This window comes from Pseudoblastomonas aquimaris (assembly GCF_035481675.1).
GTDB lineage: Bacteria > Pseudomonadota > Alphaproteobacteria > Sphingomonadales > Sphingomonadaceae > Alteriqipengyuania_B.
Genome location: NZ_JAYJJW010000001.1, coordinates 49,596 through 63,625 on the forward strand (window position 1 = coordinate 49,596; position 14,030 = coordinate 63,625).

The 14,030-nt window shown below is 67.3% G+C and carries 12 protein-coding genes; 8 read left to right on the forward strand and 4 right to left on the reverse strand.

Translation table 11 applies throughout. The features are described 5' to 3' along the window. Positions 1–14 precede the first annotated feature (14 nt). Genes hemC through VCJ71_RS00250 form a run of 3 tightly spaced genes read left to right on the forward strand, consistent with a single transcriptional unit; the run spans position 15 to position 2,603 of the window. Entirely contained in the window at positions 15–941 is a 927-nt protein-coding gene (gene hemC / locus VCJ71_RS00240; RefSeq protein ID WP_324638305.1) for a hydroxymethylbilane synthase, read from the forward strand. After that, on the forward strand, positions 938–1,618 hold the full coding sequence (locus VCJ71_RS00245) for a uroporphyrinogen-III synthase (protein WP_324638307.1): 681 nt from the start codon (positions 938–940) through the stop codon (positions 1,616–1,618). Before hemC ends, VCJ71_RS00245 begins: the two co-directional genes overlap by 4 nt. 49 nt (positions 1,619–1,667) lie before the next feature. Further along, positions 1,668–2,603 carry a hypothetical protein gene (locus tag VCJ71_RS00250; protein WP_324638309.1) on the forward strand — a complete coding sequence of 312 codons (936 nt, stop codon included), beginning with the start codon at positions 1,668–1,670 and terminating at the stop codon, positions 2,601–2,603. Here the strand turns inward: VCJ71_RS00250 and VCJ71_RS00255 are convergent. Together VCJ71_RS00255 and VCJ71_RS00260 are read right to left on the reverse strand one after the other, a co-directional pair. Beyond that, positions 2,600–3,829 carry an FAD-dependent monooxygenase gene (locus tag VCJ71_RS00255; RefSeq protein WP_324638312.1) on the reverse strand — a complete coding sequence of 410 codons (1,230 nt, stop codon included), beginning with the start codon at positions 3,827–3,829 and terminating at the stop codon, positions 2,600–2,602. The genes VCJ71_RS00250 and VCJ71_RS00255 overlap by 4 nt on opposite strands. Next, positions 3,826–5,499, reverse strand: a complete 1,674-nt coding sequence (locus VCJ71_RS00260; RefSeq protein WP_324638315.1) for an alkaline phosphatase family protein — start codon at positions 5,497–5,499, stop codon at positions 3,826–3,828. The genes VCJ71_RS00255 and VCJ71_RS00260 overlap by 4 nt, the downstream gene beginning before the upstream one ends. A gap of 60 nt (positions 5,500–5,559) precedes the next feature. Here VCJ71_RS00260 and VCJ71_RS00265 point away from each other — a divergent pair, with 60 nt between their 5' ends. Beyond that, positions 5,560–7,626, forward strand: a complete 2,067-nt coding sequence (locus tag VCJ71_RS00265) for a protein-disulfide reductase DsbD family protein (RefSeq protein ID WP_324638317.1) — start codon at positions 5,560–5,562, stop codon at positions 7,624–7,626. Here the strand turns inward: VCJ71_RS00265 and VCJ71_RS00270 are convergent. Both VCJ71_RS00270 and uvrB read right to left on the reverse strand, forming a co-directional pair. After that, positions 7,571–8,116, reverse strand: a complete 546-nt coding sequence (locus tag VCJ71_RS00270; protein WP_324638319.1) for a hypothetical protein — start codon at positions 8,114–8,116, stop codon at positions 7,571–7,573. The two genes, VCJ71_RS00265 and VCJ71_RS00270, sit on opposite strands and share 56 nt — an antisense overlap. Positions 8,117–8,184: 68 nt before the next feature. Then, a complete protein-coding gene (gene uvrB / locus VCJ71_RS00275) occupies positions 8,185–10,368 on the reverse strand; it encodes an excinuclease ABC subunit UvrB (RefSeq protein WP_324638320.1) in 2,184 nt (727 codons plus the stop codon). Between the two features lie 147 nt (positions 10,369–10,515). Between uvrB and VCJ71_RS00280 the strand changes: the two genes are divergently transcribed. The 4 genes from VCJ71_RS00280 to VCJ71_RS00295 all read left to right on the forward strand — a co-directional run bounded on the left by VCJ71_RS00280 (position 10,516) and on the right by VCJ71_RS00295 (position 14,021). After that, entirely contained in the window at positions 10,516–11,079 is a 564-nt protein-coding gene (locus VCJ71_RS00280; RefSeq protein WP_324638323.1) for a DUF3617 domain-containing protein, read from the forward strand. Between the two features lie 11 nt (positions 11,080–11,090). Next, positions 11,091–11,684: a DUF3617 domain-containing protein gene (locus tag VCJ71_RS00285; protein ID WP_324638325.1), complete on the forward strand. Its 594-nt coding sequence runs from the start codon at positions 11,091–11,093 to the stop codon at positions 11,682–11,684. A 67-nt stretch (positions 11,685–11,751) separates the two neighbouring features. Further along, positions 11,752–12,597, forward strand: a complete 846-nt coding sequence (locus tag VCJ71_RS00290; RefSeq protein ID WP_324638326.1) for an esterase/lipase family protein — start codon at positions 11,752–11,754, stop codon at positions 12,595–12,597. Beyond that, positions 12,597–14,021, forward strand: a complete 1,425-nt coding sequence (locus VCJ71_RS00295) for a circularly permuted type 2 ATP-grasp protein (RefSeq protein ID WP_324638328.1) — start codon at positions 12,597–12,599, stop codon at positions 14,019–14,021. The genes VCJ71_RS00290 and VCJ71_RS00295 overlap by 1 nt, the downstream gene beginning before the upstream one ends. Positions 14,022–14,030: the final 9 nt, after the last annotated feature.

Genomic DNA, 14,030 nt, shown 5'->3' on the forward strand with positions numbered 1-14,030 from the left:
ACTAGGGCAAACGCATGTCCGATGGAGTGCAGATCAGGCTCGGCACGCGCCGTTCGCCACTGGCGATGGCGCAGGCGGAGGAAACGGCCCGCCGCCTGTGCGCGGCGCACGGCTGGAGCGGGGAAAAGGTGGAGCTGGTCCCCGTCATTTCCAGCGGCGACAAGATCCAGGATCGCCCCTTGGCGGAGATCGGCGGCAAGGCCCTGTGGACGCGCGAGCTCGACCTCTGGCTCGCCGAAGGGCGCATCGATGCGGCGGTCCATTCGCTGAAGGATGTCGAGACGATCCGTCCGCAGGAAATCGCCATTGCCGCCATGTTGCCGCGCGCCGATGTGCGCGACCGGCTGGTCGGTGCGCGCAGCATCGCCGCCATTCCTTCGGGCGCGGTCGTGGGCACCTCCGCACCGCGCCGGGCCGCGCAGCTCCTTAATGCCCGGCCGGACTGCAAGGTCGTCTCCATCCGCGGCAACGTGGCAACCCGGCTTGCAAAGCTCGCGGCGGAGGAGGTGGACGCAACTTTTCTCGCTGCAGCAGGGCTGGAGCGGTTGGGCGAGACAGGCGTCGGCCACGCGCTCGACGCGGAAGAATGGCTCCCGGCCCCGTCGCAGGGGGCTATCGGGATCGAGTGCCTTGCCGCGAACCCGCGGGCGATGGAATTGCTGGCGCCGCTCGACGATGCCGATACGCGGGCAGGCGTTTCGGCGGAGCGCGCGCTGCTCGCAGCCTTGGGCGGCACGTGCCACAGCCCGATCGCCGCGCTGACCGAAGTCAAGGGCGAGGCGATCGTGCTGACAGCCGCGATCTTCAGCCCCGACGGCGCCCACCGCGTGGAAGGCACGGCAACGATGGCGCGCGGCGATCACGGTCCGGCGCACCGCCTCGCACGCGACCTGCTGGACCGCGCGGTGCCCGCCATCCGCTCCGTTTTCGAGGCGGCGTGACCCGGGTGTTCGCCTTCAGGCCGGAGCCGGGATTGTCCCGCACGGTTGCTGCCGGGCGAGATGATGGCATCGAGATTGAAGGAGCACCGCTCGGCGAAGTCGCGGCCCTGCCCTGGGATGCGCCGCCCGCGCGTGAATACGACGGCCTGCTGGTCGGCAGTGCCAATGTCTTCCGGCACGGCGGCAGGGCCTTGCAAGGCTTGCGCGCGCTTCCGGTACACTGTGTCGGCGAAGCGACGGCCGAAGCCGCACGGGCGAAAGGGTTTTCGGTCGCAACGACAGGCGAGGGCGGCTTGCAGACAGTGCTCGACGGCTTGACCGGTCAGGATATCCACCTGTTGCGCCTGTCCGGAAGCGAGCGAGTGAACCTCAGCCCCACCGCCAAGGTCGAGGTGGACGAGATCGCGGTCTACGAAGTCTGGCCCCTGCCTCTGGACGAGGTCGTGGCACAAGGGTTGCCGGGCGGCATCGCGCTGCTCCATTCGGCCGCCACCGCGCGCCACCTTGCGCAGGAATGCGACCGGTTGGGGGTCGACCGCGCGGGGGTCGCCGTGGCTGCGCTCGGCTCGCGGATTGCTGCTGCCGCAGGGCCCGGCTGGGCGGCAATCCACAGCGCCGAACGGCCCGACGACGCCCATTTGCTGGCGCTGGTGTCGCAAATCTGTAAAACGGCCTGAGGGACGGGATGCTGCCGCGGCAGCCAATGGGATCGGCAAGCCTTAATTCATGATCGAAGATTACCCTGCGCGCATGCGGAACGAGCGGGCTCCGAAATCGAAAACCCGGCTGATCGCCACCGTGGCGCTGGTCGGCTTCCTCGTCGGCGGGGCGGCGGCCGGCATCGCCGCGTGGCAGACCGGCCTGTTCGACCGGCCGACCGAATATGTGGAGGTGCCAACGCCCGAAGAGCTGGACGCGGCGCTGCCCGATGCGACGATAGACCCCAGCCCCACGCCGTCCGCCACCGCCAGCGAGCCTGCCACTGCGCGCCAGGTGGACCAGGTGGTGCGCCAGACCGGCGGCCTCGACCAGCGCATCGCCGCGCTCGAACAGCGGCTCGCCCGGCTGGATTTGCAGGCCGAGGCGGCCGCCGGCAACGCAGCGCGCGCGGAAAGCCTGCTCATCGCATTTTCCACCCGCCGCACGCTGGAACGCGGCGGCGACCTGGGCTTCCTTGCCGACCAGTTGCGCCTGCGCTTCGGCGAGGCCAAGCCGCGCGCCGTGCGCACCATCCTCGACCTCAGCCGCGAACCTGTCCGGCTGGACGAGCTCGCCGCGCGCCTCAACGGGATGGAGGACGACCTCGTCGGCAACCCGGAAGGCGAGGGGCTCTTCGCCAACCTTTCGCGCAACCTGGGTTCGCTGTTCATCATCCGCCGCACCGATACGCCTTCGCCGCAGCCCGAACGCCGGGTCGAGCGGGCGAAAGAGGCGTTGCAGAACGGGCGGGTCTCAATCGCGATCGAGGAGATTCGGCGGCTCCCTACCGCGGGCATCGCGGAAGACTGGCTCGACGATGCGGAACGGTATGTCCGAATGCAGGATGCCTTGGAGCAGCTCGAAAGCGCAGCCATCCTGGAGCCTGAATTGCTGCGCGATGCCGATGGGCAGAACGTCACGCAACCGGGCGTCACTGCATCGCCCGCGGCCAGGCGAAACTAGCCTTTGAGCAGCTCGGGCAAGTCGCCCGATACGCCGCGCGCCTCGTCCATGAAGAAACGCTTCAGCATGCCGCTGCGCTGGACGCCGGCCATACCGAGTCGCCGGACCGCGCTCGCCGCCTTGCCGGGGATGCCGAACAGGCGGGTGAGCCCGTCGGTCGCCAGCGCGACCGAGAATGCGTCGAGCCCACGCCACGTCTCGTAGCGCTTGAGCAGTTGCGCGTCGCCGGGTTCGAGCCCCAGCCGCCGCCCTTCGTCCAGCACCTCGACCAGTGCGCCCACGTCGCGCAGGCCGAGGTTCAGTCCCTGGCCTGCGATCGGGTGGATGCCGTGGGCCGCGTCGCCGACCAGCACCAGCCGCTCCTCCGTGATCCTGGCCGTGTGATGGAAGCCGAGCGGCCACGCCGCGCGCGAACCTTCGAGCGAGAGCGAGCCGAACATGCCGCCCATGCGCTTTTCCACTTCGTGCAGGAACGCGCGGTCGTTGAGGCCGACATAGGCCGCCGCCTCGTCCGCCGCGACGGTCCACACCAGCGCGCTTCGATGCTGCCCGTCCGGCCCGTCGAGCAGGGGCAGGAGGGCGAAGGGCCCGTCGGGGTAAAAGATTTCCCAAGCGACGTTGTCGTGCGGTTTCGCGTGGGCGAGGCCGGTGACGATGGCGGCGTGGCTGTATTGCCATTGGGCCATGCCGATGCCCGCTTCGTCGCGGGTGGGGGAGCGGCGCCCCTCGGCGGCGACCATCAGGCTGGCGGAAAGTACCGTACCTTCCGCCAGCGTGGCCGAAACGCCGTGCGCGTCACGCTGGCGCGAGGTTATCTCCGACTTGGCGTGCCAGGCGATCTTGGGCTCTTTCGCGGCGGCTTCGAACAAGGCGGTGCGCAAAGTGCGGTTGGCGAACATGCGCCCGAGCGATCCTTCGTGCGGCTCGGGCTGGAAGTCGATCCGGCCGGGGCGCTGCTGGTCCGTCACCGCGATACTGGCGATGGGGCAGGCATGTGGTTCCAGCGCCGGGGCGAGGCCGATGTTCTTGAACAGGTTCCAGCTGGCCGTGCTGATCGCGGTGGCGCGCCCGTCATACCCCTCCGCCGTCAGTTCCGCCGGATCGGCGCGATCGACGACATGGCTGGTCAGGCCGCGGCGGGCGGCGGTCAGCGCCAGTGTCATGCCGACGAGTCCGCCGCCAAGGATCAGGAGATCGCGCCGGTCCGGGGGGGAAGGATCGCTCATTCGCAGCTGCTTCCCGCCCCGGCCAAGATATCGCGGCACACGCCGTCCAGCCCTTCGGCTGCCGGCATGCCGAGCACGCCCATCAGCGTCGGCAGGATGTCCGGCGTCACGATCGGCAGCGATTGTTCGAAATTCGCGATGCCGGTCCGCCAGAACAGGATCGGCACGCGGCGGTCGTAATCCCACGGGCTGCCGTGCGTGGCGATATAGCTGCCGGGATCGGGGATCGGCGTGACTTCGGGCTGCAGCAGGACGAGGAGATCGCCCGAACGGCCGGGGTAATGCGAGGCGCGCAGCCGTTCCAGCAGCGACCAGCCGCGCGGATCGCCCACGGGGATGTCGACTTCCATGATCTGGGCGCTGGTATAGGTCTGCGCCACATCCGGATGCGCCGCGTAGAGGCCCTGAGCCATAGAGAGCACTTCTGCGCGTCGCTCGGCCGGGACCAGCGGGTGGACGTAGACGTCGCCGAAGGGCGAATCGCCCGCAAGTGCCGGTACCTCGAAGCCCATCGCTTCGGAAATACGCGCGCCGACGGCTTCGGGCGCGAGGACCGGATCGACCCGGCGCGCGTCGGGCGCGCCTTGCGCGGTGGCGCGTTCGGGAATGTCGAGCCCGCCATGGTCGGCGGTCAGCACCACGACATAGTCCGTGCCGCGGGCATCGAGCGCGGCGAAGAAATCGCCCAGCTCGCGGTCGATATTGGCGACCGTGATGCAGGATTCGACGCCGTTGGTGCCGTAGCCGTGGCCGACATAGTCGGTGGCCGACAGGCTGATCGAGAGGACATCGACCACGCCGCGCCCGCCAAGATCGTGTTCAGCCACCAGCCCTTCGGCGATATCGAGCACCGCGCTGTCGCTGCGCGGGGAGGCGAGGAAGCCGCGTCCGTCATCCGCAGTGAGCGCGAAGCTGCCCGTTCCCACGGTGCGCTCGCCCACCGCGAAGGGAATGCTGCGGCTGTCGCAATAGGACGGGACGGGCAGGGCAGGGGCACCGCTCGCAAGCGTTGCCGCCACTTGCGCATTGACCCGGTCGACCGACGCGCTCGGCCCGCTGGCGCCGAAATTGCCGAAGCCCTTGCCGGTCCACCAGAAGATCGCATCCGCCGTCGGCCCCGCCATCATCAGCGCGGCGCGATCCTTGCCGGAAATTGCGACATTGCGGCTGCCCGGCGAAACCGCTTTCAACCGCCCGCCCAGCGTGGGGACAAGAAGGTTGATGGAACTGGCGACAAAGCGTTCCTCGCTTAACTGCGGGACCCTGGCCGGGTCTTCCGCGCAGTAGATTTCCTTGTTGTCCCGCGCCACGGTGAAATCCGCCCAGCCATTGGCGATGATGCCGGTGTTGGCGGGGTAGAAGCCGGTCAGGATGGTCGAGTGGCCGGGACACGTCTCGGTCGCCGCCTGCGCCTGGTATCCGTTGGGGAAGACCGCACCGTTCAGCAGTCGTGCAAGCCCGCCCGTGTAATGGGCGCGATATTGTTCGAACAGGTCCGAGGAAAGCTGGTCGACGGAGATCGCCACCACCAGCGTGGGCGAGTCGCCGGTCGACGGCACCACTGCCGGGGGCGTGCTGGCCGCAGGTTCCTGTGCGGCGGCGCAACCACCGGCAAGCAGGGCGAAAGCTGGGATCAGGGCGGCTAGCGGCTTCATGACGGTCTCCAACATATGCGGCAGTGCTTTACAGAGGCGGTTGCCGAGGGCAAGCGCGCCCTGATGTATCCGCGAATGATGACGGTTGTTCGGCTGATGGCGCTGGCGCTGCTGCTGGCCTGCGGGCTGGCGCAGCCTGCTTCCGCGCAGGTGCAGGCACAGGCGCCAGCGCAGGCGCAATTGCGCAATCCGGCGACGCTGGCGGTCGAAGGCCCGGTGCTGCCGGGCGAAACGGTCGAGGTCGCCATCGCCTTTGCGCCCCGCGAAGGCTGGCACGGATACTGGTTCAACCCCGGCGATGCGGGCAAGGGCATGGAACTGCGCTGGGACCTGCCGCCCGGCTGGCGGGCGGGCGAACCGCGCTATCCCGTGCCGGAGACGCTGTTCGCCTTCGGCTTCATGAACCACGTCTACAAGTCGCCCTATGCCGTGCTTGTGCCGCTTACCGTGCCGGCCGACGCGGCGGAGGGCCCCACACTGATCGGGGTGCGGGCGGAATATCTTGCCTGTTCGGATTCGCTCTGCGTGCGCGAAACTGCGGAGTTAATCGGCAACGTAGTGGTGGGCGCGGATGGGCGGCGCGATCCGCGCTTCGCCCGCTGGGAAGCGAAAATCCCGCCGCGCATTGATGCCACGGCGCGGGTCGAACGAGAAGGCGAGACCCTGCGTATCGCGATACCCCTGCCCCAAACGCAGGCGCTGGGCCGCCCGCATGTCTTCATCGCGGAGGACGGCCTCGTCCAATATGGCGAGCAACAGGCATTCTATCGCGGCGAGGACCGGCTCGTGGCGGTGCTGGCGGCCAAGGGCGATGCCAATCCGAGCAGCCTTTCGGGCGTCCTGCGTTTCGGCAACAGCGGCCGCGGGATCGCCTTTACTGCGGAGCGCGGGCCGGTGGGGCTGGGTTCGACCACGCCGCTGGAGGCCAGCAACGCACCGTCGATCGGGTGGCTGTTCCTGGCAGCCTTCGTCGGCGGGATCGTGCTCAACATCCTGCCCTGCGTGTTCCCGATCCTCAGCCTGAAGGCGCTCCACCTCGCCCGCGCGGGTGAGAGCGAGAGCGCCGCGCGGCGCGATGCGTTGGCGTATACGGGCGGCGTGATGATCGCCGTGCTTGGCCTCGGCGTGCTGCTTCTCGCCTTGCGGGCGGGCGGGGAGCAGGTGGGCTGGGCGTTCCAGCTGCAGCAGCCGGGCATCGTCCTCGCCCTGCTGGTGCTGGTCACCGCCATCACCGCGAACCTTGCAGGTGTGTTCGAACTGCCGACGCTGGCCGGGCGGCGTCAGGCCAGCGGATCCTTTGCCACGGGGCTCCTCGCCGCCTTCATCGCGACGCCGTGCACCGGCCCCTTCATGGCGGCAGCGCTGGGCGCGGCGCTGATCCTGCCGACGCAGTATGCGCTCGGCCTGTTCGCCGCGCTGGGCCTCGGGTTCGCGCTGCCTTTCCTGTTGCTCGGCTTCGTGCCGGCACTGCGCAGCCGCTTGCCGAGGCCGGGCGGCTGGATGGCGCATTTCCGCCGCTGGATGGCGCTGCCGATGGGCGTGACCGCGCTGGCGGTGCTGTGGCTGGCCGTGCGCATCGGCGGCTGGCCCTTTGCCGCCATCGGCCTTGCCATCGCGCTGGTGGTGATCGCCATGCTGATGGGGGCCGGGCGCCGCCAGCGCGGCGGCAGGCCCGTGGGCGGCGGGATGATCGCGGGCGGGCTCGCCGTGGTCCTCGCGCTGGCCGTCGTCGCGCCGCGCTGGATCGACGAGGTGGAGGCCGACGCCGGCGTGCTCGACCCGGCGGATTTCAGCGAGGCTACCCTCGCGCAGGCGAAGGCGACGGGCCGGCCGGTCTTCCTGTGGTTTACCGCCGACTGGTGCCTGACGTGCAAGGTCAACGAGAAGGTCGCGATCGAGCGCGAGGCCACGCGCGACGCCTTTGCCGATGCGGGCGTGATCGCGATCCGCGGCGACTGGACGCGCAGCAATCCTGCCATCACCCGCTACCTCGAAAGCAAGGGCGTGGCGGGTATCCCGCTCTATGTCTGGATCGACCGGGACGGTGAGGAACAGGTCCTGCCGCAGGTGCTCGGCCCCGACAGCCTCATCGATCTGGCAGGGGCGAGCCCGAAGACCCCGGCGCGCGGCACTCCGCAATAAGCCGGCCGAGAAGCGGGCTGGCGGGCAGGTCCAGCCGTCCGCCGCCGGGCAGTGTGGCGTAAAGGTCGCGGCTTCCGGTCAGCGGGTCGAGATCCGGCGAATCTGCCGCGACAGTCCCTTCCCAGCGCCAGCGATTGCCGCGCCAGGTGGCATCGACCGGGATGCGCGCCATCGTGCCGTTGCCGATGAAGGCGAAGAAAGCCTGCGCTTCCGCATCGGCGGCCAGGTGGCGCACGATGCGCACGGCGTTCGCGCCGCGCTCGCCCGGTTCGCAGGCGATCGAAAGGAACGGGCGCTCGCCGATATTGCCGAACAACAGCTGGCCGTCCGGCCCCGGGGACCAGATCGCTTCGCTCGTGTCGGGGGACTCGATCGGATCGGTGGCGCCGGCGTAGGCTTTTTCGAGGTCGATCCGCTGCTGCGCATTGTCCTGCTCCGGCTGCTGGCACGCGGCGAGGAGGAGCGGGAAAGCGAGGAAAGACAAGCGCATCGCGCGCCATCTAGGCACGCGGATTGCGATGGCCAAGCAGGCAGGCAGCCGCAGCGGCGGATAAGTGCTCAGCGCGGACCGAAGCGCTTCTTCTGCGTGCGGCCGTAGCGTGTCTTGCGCGTGCCCGGCTTGCCTTCGTTGCTGCGGCCCACGAGGGGGGCCTTTTTCTCGCCGTCGGGCAGGCCGAGCTCGTCCGCTTCCAGCTTGCGGATTTCGTCGCGCAGGCGGCCGGCTTCCTCGAATTCGAGGTCGGCTGCGGCAGCGCGCATCTTCTTTTCCAGATTTTCGATATAGGCGCGCAAGTTGTGGCCGACGAGGCTGGGCGCCTCGTCCTTCTCGATCAGGCCTTCCCCTGCCGGGCTGTGGGCGACGATATCCTGGATGCCGCGAATGATGGTCGTCGGCGTGATGCCGTGCTGCGCGTTGTATTCGCGCTGCTTTTCGCGCCGGCGTTCGGTTTCCGCCATCGCGCGCTCCATGCTGCCGGTGATCCGGTCGGCATAGAGGATGACCTTGCCATCGACGTTGCGCGCCGCGCGGCCGATGGTCTGGATCAGGCTGGTTTCGGACCGCAGGAAGCCTTCCTTGTCGGCGTCGAGGATACACACCAGCCCGCATTCCGGGATGTCGAGCCCTTCGCGCAGCAGGTTGATGCCGACCAGCACGTCGTAGACGCCGAGCCGCAGGTCGCGGATCAGCTCGATACGCTCCAGTGTTTCGACGTCGGAGTGCATGTAGCGGACCTTCACGCCCGCCTCATGCATGAATTCGGTAAGGTCCTCCGCCATCCGCTTGGTCAGCGTGGTGACGAGCGTGCGATAACCCTTCGCAGCGGTTTTCTTGCACTCCTCGATGCAGTCCTGGACCTGGTCCTCGACGGGGCGAATTTCGACCGGCGGGTCGATCAGGCCGGTCGGGCGGATGACCTGTTCGGCGAACACGCCGCCGGTTTGCTCCAGCTCCCACCCGCCGGGCGTGGCGGAGACGGCAAAGGTCTGCGGGCGCATCGCGTCCCACTCGTTGAAGCGCAAAGGGCGGTTGTCGATGCAGCTCGGCAGGCGGAAGCCGTATTCGGCCAGCGTCAGCTTGCGGCGATGGTCACCCTTGGCCATCGCACCGATCTGCGGCACGGTCTGGTGGCTTTCGTCGACGAACAGCAGCGCGTTTTCCGGCAAGTATTCGAACAAGGTCGGCGGCGGTTCGCCGGGCAAACGCCCGGTTAGGAAACGGCTGTAATTCTCGATGCCCGCGCACGAACCGGTCGCCGCGATCATTTCCAGGTCGAAATTCGTGCGCTGCTCCAGCCGCTGCGCTTCCAGCAGCAGGCCTTCTTCGTGCAACTCCTTCAGCCGCTCCTCCAGCTCGAACTTGATGGCCTGCGTCGCCTGTTTCATCGTCGGGCCGGGGGTGACGTAGTGGCTGTTGGCGTAGATGCGCACAGTCTTCAGCTCCGCGCCCTTCTTGCCGGTCAGCGGATCGAATTCGTGGATGCTCTCGATCTCGTCGCCGAAGAAGCTGACGCGCCAGGCCATGTCCTCGTAATGGCTGGGGAAGATTTCCAGGCTGTCGCCGCGCACGCGGAAGTTGCCGCGCGAAAAGCCCGCATCGTTGCGCTTGTACTGCAGCGCCACGAGCTTGCGGATCAGCTCGCGCTGGTCGACGCTCTCGTCCTTCTTGATGTCGAAGATCATGGCCGAATAGGTCTCGACCGAACCGATACCGTAGAGGCAGGAAACCGAAGCGACGATGATGACGTCGTCGCGTTCGAGCAGGGCGCGCGTGGCCGAATGGCGCATCCGGTCGATCGCCTCGTTCACCGAGCTTTCCTTCTCGATGTAGGTGTCCGACCGGGGCACGTAGGCTTCCGGCTGATAGTAGTCGTAATAGCTGACGAAATATTCGACCGCATTGTGCGGGAAGAAGCTCTTCATCTCGCCATAGAGCTGCGCGGCGAGGATCTTGTTGGGGGCGAGGATCAGCGCGGGCCGCTGCAGTTCCTCGATCACCTTGGCCATGGTGAAGGTCTTGCCGCTGCCGGTGACGCCCAGCAGGGTCTGCGTCTGCTCGCCATCCTTCGCACCTGCCACCAGTTCGGCGATGGCGGTGGGCTGGTCGCCGGCAGGCTCGTAATCGCTCACCAGCTCGAAGCGCTTGCCGCCCATCGATTTTTCCGGCCGCGCGGGCTTGTGCGGCACGAAGTCGCCGGTGGTGTCGGGCTCTTCCAGGCCGCGCCTGATGATCAGTTCTGCCATGGCGGACCATATGGGGAACGCGGCCGGATGGCGCAACATGGGACAGGGGGAAGGGCGCGCGGAATTCGGCCTTAGCTTTGCGGGCATTGTCTGCCATAAGGCACGCCAAGCCGCTTTTGGGCGCAAGAATAATCAGGGGAGTTTCACATGAACAAGTTTGCATCGATCGCAATCGGCCTGCCGCTCGGCCTTGCCCTGGCAGCCTGCGGCGGGAACGACGAAGCGGCGGAAGGTGCCGGCGAAACGGCATCGGCAGAGGCCGTGATGGCGCAGCCGGGCGAATATCGCACCACTGCCACGCTGGCCGACCTCAACGTACCCAGCGCCGATGCGGGCCAGCTGGAGCAGATCCGCGCCATCCTCAGCGAAGGGTTGGCCGAGGGCAAGACCTTCTGCCTCGCTGCGCAGGATGCCGAGGCCGCCGGCCGCGAACTGGCGAAGCAGCTGGCCGAAGGCGATTGCTCGGTCGAGGAATTCGCGCTCAACGGCGGGAACATGGACGCATCCATGATGTGCACCATCGATCTGGGCGAAGGCCGGACGTCCGAAGGCCCGGTCAGCGTGGAAGGCACGGTGCGCGAACAGAGCTCGTCCATGACCGTGGCAATGGACCAGGTGATGCCGGGCGCCGGCGGATCCGAAATGACCGCCAACATGACCATTCGCATGGATTCCCAGCGGATCGGCGAATGCACCGCCGACGCGGGTTGAAGGGAAAGATAATGAAAAGACTGGGTAAGTTCGTTCTGGCGGCCGCCGCGCCGGCCATGATGCTGGCAGGCTGCAACGCGAGCGACGGGTCGGCCGATGCCGACGGCGATGGCACCATCTCCGAAGAGGAAATGGCCGGCGCGACCGAGGGGCTGACCAAGCTGCAGCCGGGCGAATACAAGATGGCGATGGAACTGGTCTCCATCCAGGATGCCTCGCTGAGCGAAGAGGAAATCAAGCAGGCCAAGGAAGGCTTCGCGATGATGTCCAACATGGCGCCGCCGCGATGCATCACTGCCGAGGAAGGCGATGAAGGCATCATGGCGCTCGCCAAGGAAATGCAGCGCGGCGATTGCGAAACTACCAAGATGGTTTCCGACGCGAACAAGTTCGATGCCGAAATGACCTGCAAGGGGCCGCAGGGCGACGCGACCGTCGCCATGGAAGGCACCGCCACGGAAACCTCCTCATCAATAACCATGACCATGAGCCAGCCTGCCGGGCAGGACGCCGATGGCCCCAAGGGCGCGGTGATGCGCGTTTCGATGGAACGGACCGGCGATTGCGGTGCAGCGTCCGGCGGCGCGGCCAAGAAGGCCGGCTGATCGGCGCGCTGTCGCAACTTTTCTCGGAAACCTCGCCGCCCTGCCGCGTTCGGTCAGGGTGGCGGGTATGAATGGACAGACCGGGCCGGGCGCAATGCCCGATGCCGATAGCGGCGCGACTTCGGTCGCGGCGCTTTCGCATATGGCGCGCGAACGCCTGCGGCTGGCGTCCGAACCCTGCGAGGACGAGCGCGCCGGCGGTCCGACCCTGATCCGTTTCCTTGGCGAAGCGGGATGGATGATCGAGCCCTTCCGCCGCCCGTTCCGCACCATCGATATCGAACCGGCCATCGTGCCCAAGCGCGTGATGCTGCTGCCCGGTTTCGCCACCCACCCGGTGCGCATGCGCTATCTCGCCCGCCAGCTTGAACGCGGCGGCCATCGGGTCAAGCGCTGGGGGCTCGGCTTCAACTGGGGCCCCACGCAGGAAAATTTCGACAAACTCAACCAGCGGCTCGAGGATGTCTACCTCCGCAAGGGGGAGAAGCTCATCCTCGTCGGCTGGAGCTTGGGCGGGCTGTTCGCGCGCGAGCTTGCCAAGCACCATCCCGACAAGGTGGCCAAGGTCGTCACCATGGGATCGCCCTTTTCCTACAGCCCGCGCGCCAACAACATTTGGCGCATCTACCAGGCGATCGCCGGGCACCGGGTCGACGACCTGCCGATCGAGGCCGAAGTCGCCGAAAAGCCGCCGGTCCGCACCGTGGCCCTGTGGAGCCCGCGTGACGGCATCGTCCATTCGCGTGCAGCCTGCGGGCAGGCCGGCGAGCGCGACCGCGCCGTGGCCCTGCGTTGCACGCACATGGGCTTCAACTACCACCCGCAGGCGATCATGGCCGTTGCGCGAGAGCTCGACGCCGAACGCTATTTCCCCGACGAAGCAAGCGAAGACAGCGAGGCCACGACCCACTGATGGAAGACGGCGGCACCTTCGATGAAATGCACCGCGACGATGGCGACGTGCGCGAACCCTATCGCCGCTATGCCGAATGGTATTCCGAAGCCGACAAGAAATGGCTGCGGACCAAGGGCAAGGAAGCCGAGCGGCAGTTTCGCAAGACCGGCATCACCTTCAACGTTTATGGCGAGGACGATGCCGAGGAGCGGCTGATACCCTTCGACATGATCCCGCGCGTGATCGGCGCGGACGAATGGCGGCGATTGAGCAAGGGCATCGAGCAGCGGGTCAGCGCGCTCAACAGCTTCATGCACGATCTCTACCACCGGCAGGAGATCATCCGGTCGGGCCGCATCCCGCGCCGCCTGTTCGAGAACAACGAGGCATGGCTGCCGCAGATGGCGGGGTTCACCCCGCCGGGCGGCGTCTACACCCATATTGTCGGCATCGACCTCGTCCGCACCGGGCCGAATGAGTGGTACGTGCTGGAAGACAATGCCCGAACGCCCAGCGGCGTTTCCTACATGCTGGAAAACCGCGAGACGATGATGGCCATGTTCCCGGAGTTGTTCCAGCGCGCCCGGGTGGAGGAAGTCTCCAGCTATCCGCGCCGGCTCGCCCGCAGCCTTGCCGCCTGCGCGCCCGATTGCGCGGGCGAGAAGCCGAATGTCGCTGTGCTGACGCCGGGCATCTACAACTCGGCCTATTTCGAGCACGCCTTCCTTGCCGACCAGATGGGTGCGGAGCTGGTGGAAGGGAGCGACCTGCGCGTGATCGACGGCCGCGTCGCCATGCGTTGCACCACCGGATATGCGCCGATCGACGTATTGTATCGCCGCGTGGACGACGATTTCCTCGACCCGCTGACCTTCAATCCGGACAGCATGCTGGGCGTGCCCGGCATCATGGACGTGTACCGCGCCGGCGGCATCACCATCGCCAACGCGCCCGGCACCGGCGTGGCGGACGACAAGGCGATCTACAGCTTCATGCCGGAGATCGTGGAGTTCTACACGGGCGAGAAACCGCTGCTGCCGAACGTGCAGACTTGGCGCTGCGCAGAGGAAGACAGCCTCGCCTACGTCCTCGACAATCTCCACGAGATCGTGGTGAAGGAAGTCCACGGATCGGGCGGCTACGGCATGCTGATCGGCCCGACGGCCTCGAAGAAGGAAATCGAGCAATTCCGCGCCAAGCTTAAGGCGAAGCCGCACAATTACATCGCCCAGCCAACCCTGTCGCTTTCGACCTGTCCGATCCTGACGAAGCAGGGCCTGGCCCCGCGCCATGTCGACTTGCGGCCCTTCGTGCTCGTATCGCCCGAAGGGATCGACATCACGCCCGGCGGGCTGACCCGCGTCGCGCTGAAGGAAGGCAGCCTGGTGGTAAATTCCAGCCAGGGCGGCGGGACGAAAGACACGTGGGTGCTGAAGGAATGAGCGGGGGGG